This window comes from Limnothrix sp. FACHB-406, from assembly GCF_014698235.1.
Classification (GTDB): Bacteria; Cyanobacteriota; Cyanobacteriia; order CACIAM-69d; family CACIAM-69d; genus CACIAM-69d.
The window spans coordinates 260,745-282,081 of record NZ_JACJSP010000004.1; the positions used below are offsets into that span (position 1 = coordinate 260,745).

Here is a 21,337-nt window from a genome sequence, read left to right on the forward strand (position 1 = left end):
ATCAGCGGAGTGAAGCAGCGGAGTTTAGATCCGGTCTCAAGACTCTCTAAATTTGCTGCTGCAAAGTGCTCTGGCTAACAACTCTGAAAAGGGTTTTTGGAAAAGGGATTGGTTTCGGCCAGTCCCTTTTCCATTGCTGGTTGCGGTTGTTGGTTGCGGTTGTTGATTGCGGTTATTGGTTGCGGTTGTTGGTTGCAGTTGTTGATTGCGGTTGTTGGTTGCGGTTGAGCTAGGGAGCCGATCGCTTGCATTCGGGAAAATCTGTCTCTAAAGCCAAAAATGCAGGGCAGGGCGTTTTGGTGGTGAGGTTTTCGGGCTTGTTCCAGGTGAAGGGAGCCTGTTGTTCGGCCGCCATCCACAGCAGTCGCTTCGCCCGGGTCATGGCCACGTAAAGCAGGCGATATTCTTCGGCCACTTTTAACCAACGGGCTTGGTGGGTGGCGATCGCGATCGGGGGAAGTTTGGCGGCTCCATGCACCCGATCGCGAATTTGGGCCCGTAAACAGTCGCCCAAGTTAAATGCCCCCAAAAACTCCATTTGCAAAGGCACACGCGCTTCGGTGCTGAAATAGTCGCTGTGGAGGAAGGGCAAAAAGACCCCATCCCAGTCGAGGCCTTTGGCTTTGTGGGCGGTGATGATGGTGAGCTGGCCGGGGCGGGTGTAGGGGGATTCGGGCAACTCCTCGGCTTCGACGGGGGCGAAGGTTTCGTTACTGACAATTTCCGCGAGGTTGTTCAGGGTGGTCTCTAGCCGTTGGTCACCCCGATCGCGCTGCACGAGGGTTTCGATCAATTTGTCGGTGGTGGCCAGCTCGGCGCGATCGTAGCCCAAGGTCATGGCCAAAAAGGACAGGAGGGCATAGTGGGGCAAATGCAGCCGGGCGGCCAAAATGCCAGCACAAATGCGCCGGGCCTGGCGGGCCGGTTCTGCCAAGGGTGGATCTAATGGCCCCGGATAGAGAAACTGTTCGGGCTGGGCGGCCAGGCTGTCCAGGTCTTGGGTGGGGATTCGTTGTCGATCGACCAAAACCCGCAGCAGGGCCTTCAGGTATTGGGGTGAGTGGGGCCGATCGAGAAATTGCAACAGGGTCAACATTTCCCCGGGCACGTGGGATTGGCGATCGCTGGCTCCCACTTCATAAAGATTGAGCCGATCGCCAAATCGATCGCCCAAGGATTTGGCCACCCAGCGCCCCTGATCATTGGTGCGCACCAAAACCGCCAAGCTGAGATCGGGGGCCTTGGCCCACAGGTCGATCGCCCGTTGGCCAATTTGGGCGATCGATTGGTGAATATCGGCGGGCCGCACCAACTCCAGCCCCAATCCGAGCGGCGTTGGGTTGGCGTTCGGCTGGGGGTCGTTGGGTTCTGCTGGTTGAATGCATTGCAACTCAAAGGGTGGCAGGGCCGATCGAGTGCCAATCTGTTGGGTGAGGCGGGGAAATTCCCGATCGTTCGTCCACTGCACCAGGACGTTGGCCGCTTCCAGAATGATCGGGCTGCTGCGTCCCGATCGATCCATTTGGGCAAACCGTCCCTGCGATCGACAGGCTTCGCAAAACCGCCGAAAGAATACTGGGTCGGCCGGCGTGAAGGAGGAGTTAATCGCCTGATTGGGATCGCCCACCCGCACCAAGTTCACCGCATTCGTGGCCGGGTCGATCGCCAATTGTTCCAACAGCCGCGCTTGCAGGGGCGAGGAATCCTGCGCTTCGTCCTCAAACACCGCAAAGATGCGCGATCGCCAGAGGCTAGCCGCCTCTGGATCCGCCAAAACCCGCAAAGCCGCCAAAATCATGTCGTCATAGTCGATCGCATTGCGCCGTTGCAGTTGGGCTTCATAGGCTTCGTAGAGACCCGCCGCGATCGCCAAACCCGGGTAGCGATCGGCGGCCAGCTCCGGTGCTTGGCCCATGTGCTGCAAATCTGCGGGTTTCAGACCCGAGCTTTTGGCCTCGCGCACCACCGTTAGCATCAACTCCGGCAACAAATCCGTTCGCAACACGGACAGTCGCCGCAACCGTTCCGCCTCTTCCCCGTCAAATTCCAACCCCTCCAGCAACAGCCCGTAAAGAGATGGGTTTTGGGTAATCCAATCATCCACGGCATTGGCGATCAGTCGGTGCTGGCGATCGGGAGACACCAGGGTGCGATCGCGCTCCATGCCCGACAGTTCCGGATTGCGTCCGGCAATTTGCAAGGCCAGCCCATGGAGGGTTTGCACCGTGAATCCCTGGCGCGGGAGGCCCAATATTTGCAGGGATTCGCGAATTTTGGCCTTCAGGTGGGCCGCGGCCGATCGGGTAAAGGTCACCACGGCCAATTGGCGGCGCGCGTCCAACTGGAACCGGGCGATCGTCAGGGCCGCTGCTCGGGCCATGCCCGTGGACTTGCCCGCGCCCGGCACCGCCGAAACCGCCAAGGGCCCGCCCGCCCAGTCAGCAATTTCCCGCTGGCCCGGCCGCAAACCATCCCGTAACCGTTGCCAAGCGATCTCGTCTCGACTGCTGGTGATGACCATGCTGGCTATCTTGCTCGTGATTTCCGCAATGATTTGGCCCAAAACTATTCGGCCCAAAACTATTCAGCCCAAAACTAATGGAGTGCTTGGGGAGGGTTGAGGAGCTGAAAAAATCGCTCGATCGTTTGCCAAATTGGCTCGATCGCGTCGCCCATGCTGTGATCTGTTTCCAGTTCGATCAACTCCACCCAAGGATGGCTCGCTGCCCACTGCTGACTTAGCTCGATCGACACCGTGCGATCGGCCCGCCCATGCAAAATCACCGTTGGCAACACCCGCTGAAGCTTGGACTGATCATAGCGCTGGGCATCTTCCCAAAAGCCCAACCCCAAGGGCAGCTCTTTCCCCGCCGTGTAGTGATAGACCATCAACTGGCCGCTCCTTTGCCATTGGTCTAACTGATCCGGCGACAGGCGATCGTGCCAACTTTGGGGAAATCCCAAGGCCGGAGCCAACAGCCCCAACCGTTGCACCTGGGGGCATTGTTCCGCCAGCCACAGGGCCGTCAAGCCACCAAAGCTCGAACCAATCAGCCCGATCGGTTCCTCCGGCGTTTGGTTAATCAGGGCTTGCACTTGCTGAATTTGGCGGCTGAGGGTCAGTCCGGTGAATCCCCCCTCATTAAAGTCGGGAATTTCAAGGGCGATTTGATGTTGTTGGAATCGATCGGTCAAAGCCCTGGCCTTGAATGAACCGGGGCCCGAAGCAAAACCGTGCAGGTAGAGATGGCGCATAGAGCTGGATCCAAGCCAAGGAAAAACAGCAAACGGGCAGCATGATCGCCGTGATCACCACAGTTACGATCCCAACATTGCCATCGCCCTGATTGGTCAAATGTTCACCAAATTTTTAATAGATTCGCAGCAGAAAATCCTCAGCAGAAAACCGCGCAGGACAGGCGATCCTACACGGTTATTGGGTTGCAGCGTTGGCTGGTGCTGGGAAGTTGGCTGGTGCTGGGAAAATGACCGAAAAACCTTTGGGAAACTCTCTGAAGCCATTCCTAGCAATTTCCCTAGTCATTTCTCTAGTCATTTCCCTAGAAAAATTGCTTTGAGGAATCAATTGGAGAGCACCAACCTATTGCGGTTCTATTGCGGCCGTTGGTTATTAGGCTGCCCTTGGTTATTGGGTTGTCCTTGCCGATTCCAGCCCTGGCCACCTTGACTATTAGGTTGCCCTTGCCGATCTCGACCGCCGGGCCCACCCTGGCCGTCGGGGCCGCCATGTCGCCGGCCGGGCCCGCGCTCCTGCATCCGTTGAGCCAATTGTTGTCGCTGGGCCGGGGTCAAAATTTCCCGCATGGCCAACATGCTTTCAAAGCGCAAATCACCCATTTTTTGCATTTCCGCCTGCAAGCGGTTGTGCTGTTGGCGCAGTTGGTCGGCGCTGGCGCTGCCGGCCATCAGGCGGCCCATCTCTTGGCGAACGGTGTCGATCGCGGTTCTTTGTTGATCCATGCGGCTGCGGAATTGTTCGCGCACTTGATCGAGTTTTTGGGTTTGTTCGGTGGTCAAGTTCAGGTCGCGCAACATGCCGCCGGGGCCACCCCGACCGCCCCGTTGACCACCGGGAGGGCCACCGTCTGGGCCGCCGGGGCCGCCCGGGCCGGGGCGATCGTCCATTTGCGACATCCAATCATCATCGGGCCCCGCTTGGGCGTTGGCCAACGGCACCAGGGCCGCAGTTCCCACGGTGGCGACGGCGGCCATGGCCATGAGGGTGATCTGAAGGCGATTCAAGTTCCAAAATTTCATAATTGACGAACTCCTGAGAGATGCTGATTAATCAGGGGCTAGAGGTAAGGTGTCCATTGATCGGGAAGCGCCATGGCTGAGAGCGATCGATTCACCAGCTTGGTCGGCTCCGTTTCCCAGGTGTGGGGGTCAAAACTCCAGGGCAGCGAGTCATCGGTGCTGGCCGTTTGGGTGGTGACGTTGCTGGGCGCGAGGGTCATGCCCCAGGTTTCGTTGATGAAGCTTTCGAGATCGGCTTCCGCAACGCTGGGGGCTGGGGTTTGAGTTCCCGGGCCCGGTTGGAAGAGGGCCCAACAGCCGATCGCGATCGCCCCCAAACTGCCTAACCACCATTGCCGATGGCGGCGGGCGGCCCGCAGTTGGCTGGCCTCAATTTCCAACAGCAGCGATCGCTCTAGACCCGGGGCGGCGGGCGGTGGGCTGGGGCGATGTTGGCGCAAGAAGTTCACCAATTTGACATCCTCCTGACCGGAAGGGCCGGCAGCCGGATGGGCAGGCCGGCGGGGGTTGCCACCGGAGCGGGGTTGAGCGTTAGCCTCATCGGATGGGTGAGATGGGCGATCGGTCATAGTTCCACCCCCTGTTGCTGCAAAAACTGCCGAATTTGGGCCCGGGCGTAAAAGAGCCGCGATTTGACGGTTCCCACCGGAATTCCCAAAATTTCCGCCGCTTCCTTTTGCGAAACATCTTCGAGATCACACAACACCAACACGGCCCTGGCCTCGAACCCCAAGATGGCCAGCGATCGCTGAACCAAGTCTTGGTAGTGCAGTTGGCTGAGGGGGGACTTGTCTTGGGTTCGGGGATCGATCGCCTGTTCGATCGCCCGTTCCGACAAGTCAGGATCCGCCGTCGGTTCCAAGCGGCGGGCGCGGTTTTTGGCCAACTCCCGCCGCCGATCGCTGGCCACATTCCAAGTGATTCGATAAAGCCAAGTGGAAAAGCTGGCCGACCCTCGAAAACGCGGCAACCCTCGCCAAACCCGCAGGAATACCTCCTGCACCAAATCATCTAAACCATCCGCATCGCAGAGGGAATAGAGCGTGGCGCGTACCCGAGCTTGGTGTTGGCGATAGAGATGCTGGAAGGCCCGCGCGTCCCCACCAGCGGCCCGTTGCACGATCGAGCGATCGTCCGTGGCCACCGCCAAAACCGCCGTCCTTTGCCAGCGACCCAATTGAGCATAGAGAGCCTTTCCCAGCATTCAGCCCTTAAACCTAGAAATCCTAGAAACACTGCTGCTGGCGGCTTGTTTGCCCCTCCATGCTCGCAATGCTGTTGAATTGCTCCTTTGGACAGGGGGCTAGCGAAAAAGGTTCAGCGTTGGGGCAAAGTTTTTGGGGTGATTTTGAATAACGGTTTGTTGAATGGCTGGGCGAAAGGGCTGGGATGCTCTTAGGTTAAGGACTTTGGGGTATTTTGGGGAGGTGTTTTGGGGGAATTTTTGAGGAGTGTTTGAGGAAAATTTGAAACAACTCTCCTGGGGCGTTTATCGATCGATCGGTAGGGCGATCGCTTGGCGCAGCAACATCACTTGCCGACCGTCCACCACCATGGCCGTGAATCCCCGATCGCTCAAACGGCGCATCAACTCGCCCGCCGCCTTGCTGTCTGTGCTGCTCGATGCCAACAGATACGGGCGATCGGCATAGCTGGCTAACCCCACATCCCGGCTCAGAAAATCCCGTAACTCGCGAGCCACCGTCGGGTCGTCAAAATAATTCACCAACACCGCATAGCCATTTCCTAATGCCGTGGGCTGAAAGGCCGCCGCCGCCCGCGCGCTGGGCGATTCGATCGCAAAAGCCTGCAACCCCGTGCGATCGCGCACATAATCGGCCCAAGCCTTGGCAATGTTCAACGAGGGAAACCCTTCCAAGCGCATCACCGCTTCCCCCACATAGCGACAGGGTTCCGCTGATACATTTTGGGGCAACGCCGTGTAAAGCCGATCTTCCACATCCCGGCTGGCCCGGCGCACCAACAGCAAAAATTCACCGGACTGGGGCGGTTCGCACTCGGGCAAGTCTTCCCGAGTTTGGGCTTGGGCCGCAGGAATCAGACCACCGGCCGCGATCGCCGCCAGGCCGGTTCCGATCGCCAGGGATTGCCACAGGGGCCGCCATAACCGCTGTTTCAACATGGGTTTGAGGGTTAGATTCTGATGGTTGGTTGGGTTCTGAGGGGTGGATTCTGAGGAATGGAATCTGGGGTGCAGTCTCCCAAGCCTAACCCGAGCGATCGTGAAAAACCGGACTTTCCACCTAAAAACCAATTCCGTCACACTTGGCAATCACCGATCAACGCCAGTAATCACTGATCAACACCAAAAGGGAGGATCCGACTGCGGATCCTCCCTCTTCCCCAACGCACAGCCCTGGCCAAGACCAATGGGGGTATTCAGCCTTGCGCTGGTTATCGTAGTCGCTTGTGCAGAACCTAGCTGGCCGAAACGGGAGCCAACGACTTTAACGGTTCCGGAATCGACTTAGAAGGCGCTTCAAACTGGCCCGTCGCCACATATTCCAACCGTAACCGCAACCAGGTGATGAAGGTGGGGTTGGTGGAAATGATCGCCGCCGACGGTTGGGGGCATTGCTGCTTCATTTCCTTGAACTCAGGAGCTTCCAGGAATGCCGGTTGCTCCACCAGCCAAAAATCAATTTCCTGTTCCCGCTCGTGATAGTTGCGCGTCCGTTCCTTGAGCACTTCTTCAAGGGGTTCTTCTTCCAGGAGAAAATGACGGCTAGCCAAACAGAAGTGATAGGTGGTCATCGGTTTTGGGGAGAGGTAGCAGGTTTACCAGAGGAATTTTAAGGACTTTGAAAACAGGCGCAATCAACGGAAGTGCTAGCGACTTTGCATTTTAGCGGCCTGGCGATCGAATCGTTGGGCGATCGCACCCCTAGCGACGAAACTTTATATCCAACGCTGCCCGCTGCAAAATTTCCTTCATCTCGCGCACCGCTCGCTCCATGCCCACCAGCGCCGCCCGACTGACGATCGTGTGGCCAATGTTTAGCTCTTCCATGCCGTCAATGCAGGCCACTTCGTAGGTGTTCCAATAGGTCAAGCCGTGGCCCGCATTCACCCGCAAGCCCGCCTCCCGGGCCCGCCAAGCGCCTTGGGCCAAAATTCCCAGCTCCTTGCGCCGCTCTTCGGGGCTGTGGGCTTCCGCATAGCGACCCGTGTGCAGCTCAATGAATTTCGCGCCCGTTTTGGCAGAGGCTTCAATTTGCTTGCTGTCGGCATCAATGAACAGGCTGACGGGAATCTGGGCATCTTGCAGGGCTTCCACCACATCTCCGAGCCGATCGACCGCCCCCACCACGTCCAGGCCGCCTTCAGTGGTCACCTCTTCTCGCCGCTCAGGCACGAGGGTCACGTAATCCGGCTTGATATCCAGGGCGATCGCCACCATTTCATCGGTCGCCGCCATTTCCAAATTCAAATGGGTGCGCACCGTTTGCCGCAACAGACGCACATCGCGCTCTTGAATGTGGCGGCGATCTTCGCGCAGGTGTACCGTAATCCCATCCGCACCCCCCAATTCTGCCAAAACAGCCGCGGCCACCGGATCCGGCTCCACGGTGCGGCGGGCTTGGCGGATGGTGGCAATGTGGTCAATATTGACTCCGAGGGTCAGCAAGGGGACTGTCTCCGGTATGTGAGTGAATAAAATGATGAATAACTAGCGGAATGACCAACGAACTGGGTCAGACTAGTGGACGCATCTGGACTGATGATTGTAGCGAATGTTGCCGATCGATTGGGCAGTTACGACGGATTGCCGGATTGCCGGTTGCTCGGGTTCAATGGTCAAGTCTGTTGCGTTTTAGCCTGCCGAGTCTGGGGCTTTCAAGCTCAGGGTTAATGCAACGGCTTCCGAGTCTAGGGCTGCTGAGCTTGAGCCTGTCGAGTTTCAAGAAACCCAACGAACCCATAAAAAAAATCCCCATTCCCATTGGGAACTGAGGATTTGGCATTGGGGTGCATCTATTTTCAAAAACTGATTGCTCGATCGCCCAAGGGTCATCCGGATGATTTAGCCACTTTCCTGGCCAATTTGCGGGGCGATCGGGTCAAGCCAGCTAGCTCACGGAAGCCTTTGAAGACTTTTTCATCACCACAGGGCGATGGGAGGCGGGGGCAACCTTGGGTTGCCTTTCAACGGCTTCATTGCCTTGATATGCTTAGTCCAATGGGCAGAACCATTCAATTTCTTCGTCGATCTATTCAATTTCGTCGATCAACCCCTTCTCGTTCCCTGTCGCACCTTGCTGCATCGTCCTCAGAGCCGGAGTCAACAGGATGGCAAACCCCGAGCACCTCGTGCTGATCGAGCAAGGTGCAGATGTTTGGAACCGCTGGCGACGCGCCAACCCCAACGTCTATCCCAACCTCCGCGAAGCCGATCTCAGCAAAGTTAACTTGCAGCAATTTGACCTCAGCCATGCGGATTTGTGTATGGCGAATTTGGAAGGGGCCAATTTGCAGCGGGCCAGCCTTCGCAAAACCAACCTCTACACGGCCAACCTATCGGGGGTGAACCTGCGGGAATCGGTGATGCGTCATGTGGACTTTCGCGAGGCAACCTTGCGACGGGCGGATCTGTGCATGAGTGTGGTGCGGGAGTCGGACTTTAGCCGAGCTGATTTGCGGGAAGCTAGTCTTTACACGGCCAACCTGAAGGGAATTAAGCTGCGGGAGGCGGATCTCAGCCGCTGCGATTTGCGGGAAGCGAACTTGGGCATGGCAGATCTGCGGGAGGCGAACCTGCGGGAGGCTAATTTGAGCCTGGCGATCGTCTGTTTGGCCAACTTGGTGGGGGCCAACCTATATTGCGCCAATATCCGCATGGCGAATCTCAGCTTGGCTAACCTCTGCATGGCCAGCTTGATGAGTGCCAATTTGGATGAGGCGACCCTGATTGGGGCGAATCTCATTGGGGCCAACTTGTATATGGCAACGCTGCGAGATGCCATTTTACGGGAAGCGGATTTGCGGGAGGTGACCCTCAGCCAGGTGGATGTGTCCGGGGCGAATTTGATGTTGGCTAACCTGAGCATGGCCAATTTGCGAGAAGCGAAATTCCATGGGGCGAATTTGGAAGGAGCCAATTTACACCGGGCGAATCTTTACTCAGCTTCCTTTGAGGGCGCTCTGATGGCGGCGGCGATTATGCCCGATGGCCACAAGCACGAGTGACGGGCCAAGAATTCCTGAATTATCAGAATTCCTGAATTAATCGTGAATTACGTCTTCCAAATCGCGCTATGATTGCTAGTTTGGTTTTGAACAAAGAGCGGTAGGTGAGGCGTATGTCTCTTCCGGTGGTGGCGATCGTGGGACGGCCCAACGTAGGCAAATCGACCCTGGTGAATCGGTTCGCGGGGGATCAATCAGCGATCGTGTTCGACCAACCGGGGATCACGCGCGATCGCACCTATCGGCCGGCATTCTGGGGCGATCGGGATTTCCTGGTGGTGGATACGGGCGGGCTGGTGTTTGATGATGACACGGAGTTTTTGCCCCTGATCCGCGAGCAGGCGATGGCGGCCCTGTCGGAGGCGGCGGTGGCGATTTTTGTGGTGGATGGGAAGCAAGGCCCCACCGATGCCGATCGGGAAATTGCCGATTGGTTGCGTCGCCAACCGAAGCCGGTGTTGCTGGCGGTGAACAAGTGTGAATCACCGGATCAGGGCTTGGCTCAGGCGAGTCTGTTTTGGGAATTGGGATTGGGTGAACCCTTCGCGGTGTCGGGGATTCACGGCAACGGCACGGGAGATTTGTTGGATGCGGCGCTTCGCTACCTGCCGCCTGTGGATCAGTTGCCGGAGGAACCGGAGCTGAACATTGCGATCGTGGGGCGGCCGAATGTGGGCAAGTCCAGTTTGTTGAATGCCTTTGTGGGCGAAAACCGGGCGATCGTCAGTCCCATTTCGGGAACCACTCGGGACTCGATCGACATGATGGTGGAGCGTAATGGCAAGCGCTACCGGCTGATCGACACCGCCGGGATTCGCCGCAAGAAAATGATCGACTACGGCCCAGAATTTTTCAGCATCAATCGGGCCTTCAAGGCCATCCGTCGATCGGATGTGGTGTTGTTGGTGATTGATGTGTTGGATGGCATCACGGAACAAGATCAGCGCCTGGCAGGCCGGATTACCGATGATGGGCGAGCCTGTGTTTTGGTGGTGAATAAGTGGGATGCGGTGGATAAGGATTCCACCTCAATCTATGAATATGAGCGGGAATTGCGTAGCCGTCTCTATTTCCTAGATTGGGCGGAAATGATTTTCACCAGTGCCGTGACCGGTCAGCGAGTCCCGAAGATTTTGGAATTGGTCGATCGCGCCGCTGAGCAACATCGTCGCCGGGTTTCCACGGCCACAATCAATGAGGTGTTGGAAGATGCGCTGCGTTGGCACTCGCCGCCAACCACCCGCCAAGGCAAGCAGGGCAAGATCTATTACGGAACCCAAGTCAGCAGCCAACCGCCAGCGATCGCCCTGTTTGTGAACGATCCCCACCGGTTCAACGACAACTATCGCCGCTACATTGAGGGCCATTTCCGTAAAGAATTGGGCTTTGAAGGCACTCCGGTGAAATTCTTCTGGCGCGGCAAAAAGACCCGCGACGCAGAACGCACCACAAACCGTGCAACCAGGGTTTAGACGGATCCGGAGGGCGATCGTTGATCGCGGAACTAAAACAGAAGCACTACAACAGTAGTACAGCCATGCAAAACCCCGACTCGGGACAGCGCCCCCAAAATGCCCCCAAGGCATGAACAGGAGGGCCAGTCGTTCCGGGTCGAGTTTGGTTGGGCCCGTTGACCGGTGGGCCCAAACGTTGGATGGCGAAGGATTGCTAATGGGGCCCGGTGTGAGGCCATGGGGATCGAAATGAGTAAGCAAATGACGGTGATCGGGTGGATGGTGGTGCTGGCTGCGGGGGGCGTGATGGTCCAGTCGTCAGCACCCGTGATGGCGCGATCGATGCCCAAAACCGATGCCATGACTGCCATAACTCGCCCCACGGTTGCTCCCGCTGCTCAGTTAACACAACGAATGTCTCCGGAGGGCCGCCCGATGGTTTCGCCCCAGCCCGATCGCCCGGTGGGCGGTCTTTATGCCCCCAATCCCGATGGCTCGCTCGATCGGTTTGTGTTGGATAAAACCGAGGTGACCGCCCAGGTGACCGGCAACCTGTCGCGAGTGACGGTGCAACAGACCTTTACCAATCCGTTCGATCGCCCTTTGGAGGCGGTTTATGTCTTTCCACTGCCGGAAAATGCCGCCGTGGACGATATGGAAATTCGGATTGGCGATCGGGTAATTAAGGGAGATTTAAAAACCCGCGAAGAAGCCCGCCAAATTTATGAGCAAGCCCGCCAAGAGGGGCGCACAGCAGGACTGCTGGAGCAAGAGCGCGATAATATCTTCACCCAATCTTTGGCTAACATTCGTCCCGGGGAAGCGATCCAAGTCACCATTCAATACACCGAATCCCTGAAGTTTGAAGGGGGGGATTATGAATTTGTGTTCCCAATGGTGGTGGGGCCGCGGTATAACCCCGGCAACCTGATCGGCCCCAACGGCAGCACGGATCAAGTGCCCGATGGTTCGCGGATTAATCCGCCAGTGTTGCCCCCCGGCAGTCGATCGGGCCATGACATCAGCCTTCGACTGTCGATCGATGCGGGCGTGCCGATCGAAGCGGTGCGATCGCCCTCCCACAAAATCGACTTCACCGGCAAGGGGCGCTTCACCGCCGTGCAACTGTCCCCAGCGGACTCAATTCCCAACAAAGACTTCATCCTTCGCTATCGGGTGGCGGGGGCCAACACCCAAGCCAGTGTGCTCACCCAAGGGGACGATCGGGGCGGTTTCTTTGGGCTATATCTGATCCCGGCGATTGGCTATCCCCAGCGGGCGATCGTGCCCAAGGATGTGGTGTTCTTGATGGACACCTCCGGTTCCCAACAGGGGCAGCCGTTGGCCAAGTCCAAGGAATTGATGCGCCGTTTCATCAATGGTCTGAACCCTAACGACACCTTCACGATCATTGACTTTGCCAATGCGGCCACCCGCTTGTCCGATCGCCCCTTGGCCAACACCGCCGCCAACCGACAGCGGGCCTTGGGCTACATCGAAGCCCTGCAAGCCAACGGCGGGACTAATCTGCAAGCGGGCATTGATGAAGTATTGCGGTTTCCAGCGGCCGAAGCGGGGCGATTGCGGAGTGTGGTGCTGCTGACCGATGGCTACATTGGCAATGATCGGGAGGTGATCGCCAGCGTTCAGCGCAATCTAAAACCCGGGAATCGGCTGTTTAGCTTTGGGGTGGGCAGTTCCGTCAACCGCTTTTTGCTCGATCGCTTGGCGGAAGTGGGACGCGGAACCCTGCAAGTGGTGCGCCAAGACGAAACCACCGACGCTCCCGTGGAAAAATTCTTTCGTCAAATTGCCAACCCGGTGCTCACGGAGGTGCGGGTGCGTTGGGAAGGGCCCGGCCCCGGCCCAGATCTTTATCCGGCCGCCGCGCCGGATCTGTTTGCGGCTCAACCCTTGGTGATCTTTGGGCGCAAGGCCGATCGCGCCCCCGGAACCCTAATTGTGACAGGCAGAACCGCCGGTAACCAACCCTTTGAGCAACGGTTCAAGGTGGAGTTTAGTCAGAGCGATCGACCGGCCATTGCTCAACTGTGGGCCCGGTCACGGATCAAAGACCTCATGAATCAGCTCTATGGCAACGAGGTGAAATCCCTGATTGATCGGGTGGTTGAAACCTCCTTGGCCTACCGAGTTTTGTCTCAATACACCGCCTTTGTGGCCGTGAGTGAGGAAGTGCGTGTCAACCCGGATGGTTCAACCCAGCGGGTGACGGTTCCCGTGGAGTTGCCAGAAGGAACCAGCTATGAAGGCTTCTTTGGCGCATCTGATCGCTCCGAGGCGGCCCGATCGGTGGGTGCTCCCCCGCGCCCCACGGGTGGCCGCAGCGGCTTGCAACCCGCGCCCCTCCCGATCGCCCCGCCGCCGCCCGCTGGGGAAGTGGAGGGCGATCTTACGTCTCCGTTGCCAACGGGCCCCACGGTGCAGATTGCCAGCGCACCGGGATTGGATCAACGGGCGATCGAGCAGCTCACGCAACACCTCAAACGCAATTTGCCAGCCAATCTGCGGGGGACGTTCGTGGTTACCCTCACCCTGGAACGCGGTTCCGTGGTGGGTGTGGTTTGGGATGACACGGTTTCCAGTGCCCTGACCCCCGAGCAAGCGGCCCAATTCCGGCAAGTGCTGCTGCGTTGGGCCAATGCTCCAACCAACTTGCGATCGCTTCAATTGCAAGTGGAATTGCGCTAGGGGGATGTCGGAATAGCCAAAACTGCACAGCCAAAACTGCACAGCCAAAACCGTAACCTGATGGGCTTCGTCGAGGTTAGGGGCTAGCTGGCGCAGGCGAGATCCACCGCTGCCAAGCGCTAATTTGGGTTTGGGCGGCCTCGTAGGTGGTGGCTGCCCGGGGAATGCGGCGAGCCAAGGCCACCGCACCGGGTAAGTCGCCGTTGGCCGCCTGCTGTTGGGCCAAAGCTAAAAGCTGCTGGCTCCAGCGGGCAATGTTACCGTCAGCCTGACTCCGCCAAGGGCTGTTGCGTTTGACCCGATCGGCCAGCAGGATGGCGCTCACGAGGCCGTCCGGACTGTTGGCGGTGGCGAGCTGTTGGGCCTCCGTGAGTTGTTGTTGATCTTGGCGCTGGGTTTGCCAACGGGCGATCGCCTGTTGGGCCTGGCGATAGAGCGATCGGCCACTGGCAATTTGGTTCGCCATGTCGATCGCCCCCGCGAGGTCGCCCCCCCGAGCCAGCTCCTCCGCCTGTTGCAAAATCGGCTCGTCCTGTCGCTGTTCCAACTCCGCTCGCCAAGCGGCCACCCGGCGACGGGCATCGGCGGCCAAAGGGCTTTCCGGTTCAATGCGCTGGGCCTGGGCGATCGCCTCGGCCCAACGCCCCTGACCGGCCAGGGTTTCCGCTTGATCCAACAGGGGGCGATCGCGCAGTTCTTGAATTTGACGGCTCCAGTTGGTAATTTCCCGCCGCGCCAGGGCCGCCAAACCGCTGGTGTCCGGAATTTCCTGGGCCTGGGAAATGGCGTTGGTTAGGTCTACTAACGTGCCCGATTGGGCTAACTCTTTTGCTCGCTCCAACCGCGCTGCATCTTCGCTGTCCCGTCGCCATTGGGCAATTTTGGCTTGGGCTCGTTCATAGAGGGGTCGCCCTTCCGGAATTTTGCTGGCCTCCTCGATCGCCACTTCCAAATCCTTAGGCGTGCCCCCTTTGGCCGCCGTTTCCGCCGTTGCCAGGTTGCGTAAATCTTCTGCTTGGGCCCGCAACGATTCCCGATCGGGCAGCAAATCCGCCCACCGCAACGCCGCCTCTCCATTACCGCGATCGATACTTTTCTGGGCCAGGGTCAGCACCTGTTCCGTTAAATCCGCGATCGTCTGTTGCGCAAGGGGATACAGTCGCCGCCGCGCTTCAATGCCCCGCAGCAGTTCAAAGGCCTGCTCAAAGCGATCGGGATTGCCGCCTTTTGCCAGCGCCAGGGCCCGGCGAATCCGTCCATCATCCTGGCGCGTTTCCGCAATCAGCACCCGCAGCTCATCGTGTTTGACCGTTGCCCAATAGCGCAGGGGGCCACGCACCAGCCGGTTAGCATTCCCGATCGCCGCATCCCACTTGCGTTGGTCGATCGCCCCAATCACCGCGTTATAAATGCCTTCTGCCTCCCGCCAGTCCCGCTCCCAGTCGGCCATCTGTGCTTTCACTTGGCCGTGATTGGGAACCGTTGTTGGGATCTGACGAGCAATTTTCAGCGCCTCTTCCAAGTTGCCCGCTTGCACGGCCCCATCCGCCAACCGCAAAATTTCCTCCACCCAAGCGACTAAGTAGCGATTCGCTTGGGGGCGCAATTCGTGATCTGCCGGGAGCACCTCCACCAGGGCGATCGCCTCCAGCAAATCCCGCACCGTCCGCTTGTTGGCCGCCACTTCCGCGCAGTAAAGGCGCATGGAAGCCGAAGCCAGCGGCCAAAAGATGGCGGGGCAGTTGGGCAAGGCCGGAACCCGCAACAACAGGGCGATCGCCAGGGCCGTCACAACCAGCAACGCGCCACCAATGGCAGCCGACAGCACCAACCAAGAACGATGAGCAGGTTTGGGCGAAATCACAGTGACGCACTCAGCAAGGTTTGGATCGAACGAGTCGATCGCGTCCCGAATTTTAACCTTAGTGGAGAGACGACGGGGATCGCAATCATGCAATCAACTTCGTTATCACCATTGGGAATCAGAGATTGAGAGTTTGGATCAAGCTAGCTTGATCAGTCAGCTATATGCATGATTAAGACCCTAAACCTAGAAAGTTGAAACTCAGCATCCAAAGTGTGGTGGTTTATTTTAAAGGATTCAAATGAATTATGTGCAATTGTAGCTTTCATTCGAATTAAAGCAACGTTCCAGTGCTTGAACAAGAGTTGGTGGTGAGAGAGTTAGATTATGATAAAAGCTGATTTGACTAAGAGAAGGATGAGAATTATTGAGAACAGTATTACCTGGCAAGTAATAATATTGAAAACCTAATTGGTGACTCATGCGCCAGTAGCATTGATTGACATAGCTTGGAGCAAAAAATTCTAATATCTTCACGGATTTTTGACACCAAATCATGTTTGTGAAAGCCGCTCCATGAGGGCCGGCGATAACTTCTGCTTGCGAAAAGAGGTCAACTTGTTCAGTAAATGACAAGCCCTCAGAAACATACTCAAAGTTAAATTTCTCTAAGATTGGATACAGCTCGTTTTCATTTAAAACTCGTCGAGCACGGGAACGGGATAAATATAAACGTTTCGATGGATATGAATTCAAATTATTTCTAGGTAACAGCCAATCACGTAGTTTGTGAAGACTCCGGCTATGGCACTCAATGATGCCCAGAAAATTAAATGTCAAAATTGTGTCGGCTGCCAAATGATTAATGAATTGGCTAGAAATACAATTCTTCTCACTGATTCCCAGCGCTTCTAAGCTTTGAATCTGAAAAGGCAAAGACTCTCCATGAAAGTACCAGTAATCGATTGTTTGACCTATGGATTTTGAGAATTCTAGAAGATCAATCACTTGAGGTAGGAACTCAGTAACCCAGTGAAAGTAATTATTGGTATTTTGCTTGGCAATGACAGCTACTGTTCCTGCAATGTATTGGGGATGCGAGAGTTGATTGGAAGTAGTAATCAGGCGCTCTGCTCCAATTGACAGACCATCAATTACCGCTCCATCTCGATTCCAGAATACTCGATTGCAAGAATCTACCCAAACACGCCCCTGCTCAATGGCCCAGCAGTGGCGAGGAAATTGGCCAAGCGGGCCGAGCGGGGCAAAGGTGGTAACATTATGATCTGCAAGAATCGGCTGCGGCTCGGGTATCTCTGAGGAATCAGAAATTGGCCATTCTACTAACTGTTCTATTCCGTTTTCTGTATTGTCAATTAATGGTAAACGTTCAATCGAGCATAGTAGATCAGGAATAAATTCATCTAATAACGCATCTGGGATACTTCGATAGAGACAACTGCGAGCCTCTTCATGTCGATCAAGGGCTGTAAATGCCTCAAAAAGGAGATTATGAGGTGCATGAGAGTCTGGGGCAATACGTAACACCCGCAAACACCAGCGGGCTGCGAGGGTTGCATTGCCCTGGTGGATTAATTGGCGAACTTCGGGAATGAGCCGTTTCAAGGCAGCTTGCTCGAAGGCGGTGGCTTCGGTGGGTCGATCGCGCCGTCGCAGCCAACGACTCAGATCATCGAGGGTTTGCAGGGAAATGAGGGTGGGGTTCAGCGCGATCGCATTGAGGAACTGCGCGATCGCCCCATTATGTTCTCCCAGTTCCCATTGGAGTTTGCCGAGTTCCCAATGGGCGATCGCCGTTTGGGAGGGCTGGGGCAATCCTTGGGCGATCGCTTGGTTCCAGGCTTGGACGGCCGCTGGTCGGCGATCGGCTCCCCGCAGCGACTGAGCTAGGGAACCGTAGGCCAGGGCGGAATCAGGAGCCAACTGGATCGCCTGTCGATCGAGCGCGATCGCCTCGGGCCAATTGCCCTGCTCACGACAAGCGGCCGCTCGATCGAGCAGCCGCTGTAGGTCTGGGGTGAGGTCTGATGCCGCCACAGGAACTAGCCGTTGATTAACCCTTAAAAAAACCAGCCGTAGGAATGCAGGCCCTTGCCCAGCAGGTTCACGCCCAAATAGCAAACCCAAACCACCACAAAGCCCAAGGCGGCCAGGATCGCCGGTTTGCGGCCTTGCCAGCCCTTGGTTAAGCGGGCGTGGAGATAGGCAGCGAACACCAACCAGGTGATGAAAGCCCAGGTTTCTTTAGGATCCCAGCTCCAGTAGGATCCCCAAGCTTCGTTGGCCCACACGCCACCGGCAATGATGCCAATGGTGAGCAGGGGAAAGCCCAGCCCGATCGTCCGGTAGCTGATGTTATCCAGGGTGTCCGCCAGGGTCAACCGTTGGGGCGACAGGTTCAGGGCGGTGGTGCTGTCAGTGGCGGGGCGATCGAGCAGGGCAACCCCGCTGGCTTCCCCCCCGATCGACAGGGCGGCCGGCGCTTCAACGGCCGCCGTGCTGACCGCCAGCCGCGCCACCTTATCCCGAAAACTGCCCGTGCCCACGGAGCTACCGCGCAGGGTCACATTCTGCCCCTTCGTCACAATCAAAAAGGCGATCGCCAGCAACGACCCCACCATCAGGGCCGAATAGCTGAGCATCATCACGCTCACATGCATCATCAGCCAGTTGGACTTCAGGGCCGGAACCAACGGCTCGGCGGCCTGCATACTGTCCGGGAGGGACAGGGCCGCAAAGGCCGTAATCCCCATGGCCACGGGAGCCGTGACAATTCCAACCCAGCGGCTGCGGCTGTTGCGTTCGGTCAACAAATGGACAGCCGTGATTCCCCAAGCGAGGAAAAACAGCGATTCATATAAATTGCTGAGGGGGAAATAGCCCGCCTCAATCCATCGTGCGCCCAACAATGCCGCCATGCAGAGGTTGGCGATCGCCATGCCAGCCGTGCCCAAGGATCCCAACAGAATCCATTGGGGAAACGCCGCCCCCACCCAATACAGCAGCATCGTCACCAGCAGGATGCCAAACGATGCGTTATCTAACCAGGTTTGCAGTACAACCAAATCCATAGCTTACGGCGGGTTTAAAAGCCCCTAGTAATCCCAACCATCCACCCTATCAACTCCCGATCGATTCCGTGCAAGTTTCGGCAGCGACGGCGGTTGACCGTGGCGGGATGTTGGGTTGGGGAAACGATTCGATCGCGGTGTTTTCTTCTCTATCAATTTTAGAGAACTAGGGAGCCAGAAAGTCTGGTCTGGGGGGGCAATCACCTTTTGCGCCGCCGAACTGGATCTTGGGGCCTGGCCGATCGGGGCCGGTAAACTATCAAACAAGCCCCTGATTGCTGTTCCCGATCGCCCAAGCAGTCAGGCCATTCCGACCCATGAACCCCTTTTTTCCCGATCGCCCCGAGCCGTCTAACATGCCCGAACCGGAACCACCCCAGCCCCCCCAAGCGCAACAGACCGCCCAAAAGCGGGCGATCGCGTTTTTAACCCTGGATATTCAGCGGGTGAAAGCAGCGGCGACAGAATTGCTCGAAAAGCTAGAAGCGGTGCGAACGGGGGAACTAGACGGTTGGGAGCGGTTGGGTAATGCCTATTGTTTGAATCTGTCGGGCGATCTCGCCACGATTGAAGACACGGTGGATGACGAATCGCCAAGTTGCACCCTGTCGATCGAGGAATTTGCCCAACTCGTTCAGGATTGGATTATTGATCTGGAGGCGGACGAAACGGATGAGAATTTCTGATGGCCGCCAGGGACTAATTCAGTAAAACTTCGTAACTAGAATGTCCTTTCCGCCTTCTCTGCCCTGGCTCTCGCTTCGGCAATTTTGGTTCTGTTTTCTGAGCTATTTACTCTTGAGCACTGTCCTGTTCATGGGTAGCTCGTTTACCATGCTGGCTTGGATTGTTTATCTATTTTTTCTCTTGCCATTCTATGGATTTTTAATTCTGTGGCTGGCAACCTTAACCAGTCGATATCGTGGATATCGGTTACAGGTCAAGCCATTGTTTTTAGTCTTGGTTCTGGTTAGCCAAATTTTGGCAATTATCGTGAGTCCGGGGAATTGCTATGGCTTCAAGCAAGGCAATCAATGCTATAGCCTGGCTCAGGTTTGGTGGGGAAATTTAGGCGAAATCAGCTCTCAAAATCAACCGCCCCATTGGAGTGCGATCGAGCAATCCTTTTTGCCCCTTCTTGTAATTTACGGTTTTCTGTTAGTGCTATCAATTAGTACGCTCAGGCGGTCTAGTCGATAAACAAGGGGCTTAAGATCTTGGTTTTAAACCCCTTGTTCTGAAAATTGGGTGGAAATTTTTGCGTGATGCTAACGTGCGGTTTTAAAGCCGACGTTGAGCAGCTAAACCCTACAGCAAACCAGCGTTAGCCAAACCCAAAATCATCCCTGCTCCCAACAGGTGACCAAAGCTCGCGGTTGCCAACAATTCCGGAATCCCAAACCCGGTGAAAATGGCAGGCAAAGGCAAGGGCAAAGTGGGGCCAACGCCGCGCTTTTGAATTGCGTAGTAACCAATCACGATCGCGAACACATTGCAAGTGATCATGATGATCCCCACATTGGGCGACCATTCAGTGGTGGTGGCGGTGGCCAAAAGATTTTGAATCGTGAATAGATTAAACAAGGGTCGTTCCTCCAAGGATTCAGAATGCTAAAGCCATCAATTGCTAAAGCCATCAATTGTTGAGGATAATTAACAGAAATTGCCCAAGAGCAAAGCGTTAAAAATCCAATGGAAATTGATATTGTAAACAGGTTGTGAAGGAATCGGGCTGCTGGGAACTGCTGGTTGGATCAAAAATGGGGCTAATGATTGGTGCAAATTTATGACTCAAATTCATGACCCAAATTCATGACCCATTGATCGGTCATTTTGATCGGTCATTGACGGCTCATGGATAGCTTATGACTAGCTCAAATTGCCATGAGTGAACCATTGCAGCCTGCTGACTCCCCGCAGCGGAAACCGGCCAAATTATAGAAACCCGATCTCAGGGGTAGACAGCCCTGTTATTAAGACTTAACAGAAATTTCGGTAGACTTTAACAGTACTCAACATTGCCAACCTTAGGGTTTTTGGACAACAAAGCCCGATCACAACGCTCAGGCTTGGAATTTTTCGGAATTTTTGCTGATGCTCGTCAAAATTTGCGGACTGAAGGATCCTGACCAAGCGGTGGCGATCGCCCGTTTAGGTGCTTGGGCGATCGGGTTGATTGCTGTGCCCGCTTCGCCGCGCTATGTCAGTCCGGCGCAAATGCGCTTGGTAAGCGATCGGCTGGTGGCGGCGGGCTGTGCAGTGGAGCGGGTGGGCATCTTTGCGAACACGGATCTAGACACGATCGCCGCAACCGTGACCACAGGCAACCTGACGATCGTGCAACTGCATGGGGATGAGTCCCCGGAGTTTTGTGAAGCGGTGCGATCGCGCTTGCCCCATCAAACCCTTTGGAAAGCGCTGCGGGTGCGATCGGCGGAAACCCTTGATTTAGCAGAATCCTACGCAACGGCGGTGGATGCTCTGTTGTTGGATGCTTACCGGCCTGAGGCCTTGGGCGGCACGGGCCACACCCTCGATTGGCAGCGGTTACAAGCTTGGCGATCGCCCCTGCCTTGGTTTTTGGCGGGTGGCATTACCCCCGATAACGTGCTCCAGGCGATCGACACCCTGGCCATGGCTGCCCCGATCGGGATTGATCTGTCGAGCGGGGTGGAGCGGGGGCCCGCTGATAAAGACATGGAGCAGGTGGCTCGGTTGTTTCGGGTGTTGCGCCAACGGTTGCCCTTGGCCGCGCCGGTCACCGATCGCCCCTTGGAGTCTTAAGGGTTGGG

Annotated in this window: 18 protein-coding genes; 6 read left to right on the forward strand and 12 right to left on the reverse strand. The window is 56.5% G+C overall.

Annotated elements, in window-relative coordinates; translation table 11 throughout:
- Positions 1-229: 229 nt before the first annotated feature.
- From H6G53_RS06350 to H6G53_RS06385, 8 genes are all read right to left on the reverse strand, one after another.
- The gene (locus tag H6G53_RS06350) at positions 230-2,521 is read right to left on the reverse strand and encodes an ATP-dependent helicase (protein ID WP_190531531.1); all 2,292 of its coding nucleotides are present in this window, start codon (positions 2,519-2,521) and stop codon (positions 230-232) included.
- A 74-nt stretch (positions 2,522-2,595) separates the two neighbouring features.
- Positions 2,596-3,255, reverse strand: coding sequence for a YqiA/YcfP family alpha/beta fold hydrolase (locus H6G53_RS06355; protein WP_190531533.1), 660 nt, complete (start codon positions 3,253-3,255; stop codon positions 2,596-2,598).
- Positions 3,256-3,612: 357 nt separating this feature from the next.
- Positions 3,613-4,278, reverse strand: a complete 666-nt coding sequence (locus tag H6G53_RS06360) for a Spy/CpxP family protein refolding chaperone (RefSeq protein ID WP_190531535.1) — start codon at positions 4,276-4,278, stop codon at positions 3,613-3,615.
- Positions 4,279-4,316: 38 nt separating this feature from the next.
- Entirely contained in the window at positions 4,317-4,847 is a 531-nt protein-coding gene (locus H6G53_RS06365) for a hypothetical protein (RefSeq protein WP_190531537.1), read from the reverse strand.
- Positions 4,844-5,482, reverse strand: a complete 639-nt coding sequence (locus H6G53_RS06370; protein WP_099533008.1) for a sigma-70 family RNA polymerase sigma factor — start codon at positions 5,480-5,482, stop codon at positions 4,844-4,846. Before H6G53_RS06370 ends, H6G53_RS06365 begins: the two co-directional genes overlap by 4 nt.
- Positions 5,483-5,767: 285 nt before the next feature.
- Positions 5,768-6,421: a hypothetical protein gene (locus H6G53_RS06375; RefSeq protein WP_099533007.1), complete on the reverse strand. Its 654-nt coding sequence runs from the start codon at positions 6,419-6,421 to the stop codon at positions 5,768-5,770.
- Between the two features lie 296 nt (positions 6,422-6,717).
- Positions 6,718-7,053: an MgPME-cyclase complex family protein gene (locus H6G53_RS06380; RefSeq protein ID WP_190531539.1), complete on the reverse strand. Its 336-nt coding sequence runs from the start codon at positions 7,051-7,053 to the stop codon at positions 6,718-6,720.
- Between the two features lie 130 nt (positions 7,054-7,183).
- Positions 7,184-7,927 carry a pyridoxine 5'-phosphate synthase gene (locus H6G53_RS06385; RefSeq protein WP_190353876.1) on the reverse strand — a complete coding sequence of 248 codons (744 nt, stop codon included), beginning with the start codon at positions 7,925-7,927 and terminating at the stop codon, positions 7,184-7,186.
- Between the two features lie 662 nt (positions 7,928-8,589).
- Between H6G53_RS06385 and H6G53_RS06390 the strand changes: the two genes are divergently transcribed.
- From H6G53_RS06390 to H6G53_RS06400, 3 genes are all read left to right on the forward strand, one after another.
- The gene (locus H6G53_RS06390; protein ID WP_099533004.1) at positions 8,590-9,486 is read left to right on the forward strand and encodes a pentapeptide repeat-containing protein; all 897 of its coding nucleotides are present in this window, start codon (positions 8,590-8,592) and stop codon (positions 9,484-9,486) included.
- A gap of 113 nt (positions 9,487-9,599) precedes the next feature.
- The gene (der, locus tag H6G53_RS06395) at positions 9,600-10,958 is read left to right on the forward strand and encodes a ribosome biogenesis GTPase Der (protein ID WP_190531541.1); all 1,359 of its coding nucleotides are present in this window, start codon (positions 9,600-9,602) and stop codon (positions 10,956-10,958) included.
- Positions 10,959-11,189: 231 nt separating this feature from the next.
- Entirely contained in the window at positions 11,190-13,649 is a 2,460-nt protein-coding gene (locus tag H6G53_RS06400; RefSeq protein ID WP_242030716.1) for a VIT domain-containing protein, read from the forward strand.
- A gap of 76 nt (positions 13,650-13,725) precedes the next feature.
- On the opposite strand, the gene H6G53_RS06405 is transcribed toward H6G53_RS06400, so the two are convergent.
- The 3 genes from H6G53_RS06405 to ccsB all read right to left on the reverse strand — a co-directional run bounded on the left by H6G53_RS06405 (position 13,726) and on the right by ccsB (position 18,545).
- Positions 13,726-15,513 (reverse strand): chromosome segregation ATPase, encoded by a 1,788-nt coding sequence (locus tag H6G53_RS06405; protein WP_190531543.1) that lies wholly within the window; start codon positions 15,511-15,513, stop codon positions 13,726-13,728.
- Positions 15,514-15,759: 246 nt separating this feature from the next.
- Complete coding sequence (locus H6G53_RS06410; protein WP_190531545.1) at positions 15,760-17,511, reverse strand: glycosyltransferase family 61 protein; 1,752 nt, start codon at positions 17,509-17,511, stop codon at positions 15,760-15,762.
- Positions 17,512-17,534: 23 nt separating this feature from the next.
- Positions 17,535-18,545, reverse strand: a complete 1,011-nt coding sequence (ccsB, locus tag H6G53_RS06415; protein WP_099533000.1) for a c-type cytochrome biogenesis protein CcsB — start codon at positions 18,543-18,545, stop codon at positions 17,535-17,537.
- 317 nt (positions 18,546-18,862) lie between these two features.
- Here ccsB and H6G53_RS06420 point away from each other — a divergent pair, with 317 nt between their 5' ends.
- On the forward strand, positions 18,863-19,231 hold the full coding sequence (locus H6G53_RS06420) for a hypothetical protein (protein ID WP_190531547.1): 369 nt from the start codon (positions 18,863-18,865) through the stop codon (positions 19,229-19,231).
- A 130-nt stretch (positions 19,232-19,361) separates the two neighbouring features.
- Positions 19,362-19,745, forward strand: a complete 384-nt coding sequence (locus H6G53_RS06425; protein ID WP_143472990.1) for a hypothetical protein — start codon at positions 19,362-19,364, stop codon at positions 19,743-19,745.
- A gap of 108 nt (positions 19,746-19,853) precedes the next feature.
- Here H6G53_RS06425 and psaK read toward each other — a convergent pair whose 3' ends face one another.
- Positions 19,854-20,129: a photosystem I reaction center subunit PsaK gene (gene psaK, locus H6G53_RS06430; RefSeq protein WP_099533036.1), complete on the reverse strand. Its 276-nt coding sequence runs from the start codon at positions 20,127-20,129 to the stop codon at positions 19,854-19,856.
- Positions 20,130-20,639: 510 nt separating this feature from the next.
- On the opposite strand from psaK, the gene H6G53_RS06435 reads away from it, so the two are divergent.
- Entirely contained in the window at positions 20,640-21,329 is a 690-nt protein-coding gene (locus H6G53_RS06435; RefSeq protein WP_190531549.1) for a phosphoribosylanthranilate isomerase, read from the forward strand.
- The last annotated feature ends 8 nt before the right edge of the window (positions 21,330-21,337 follow it).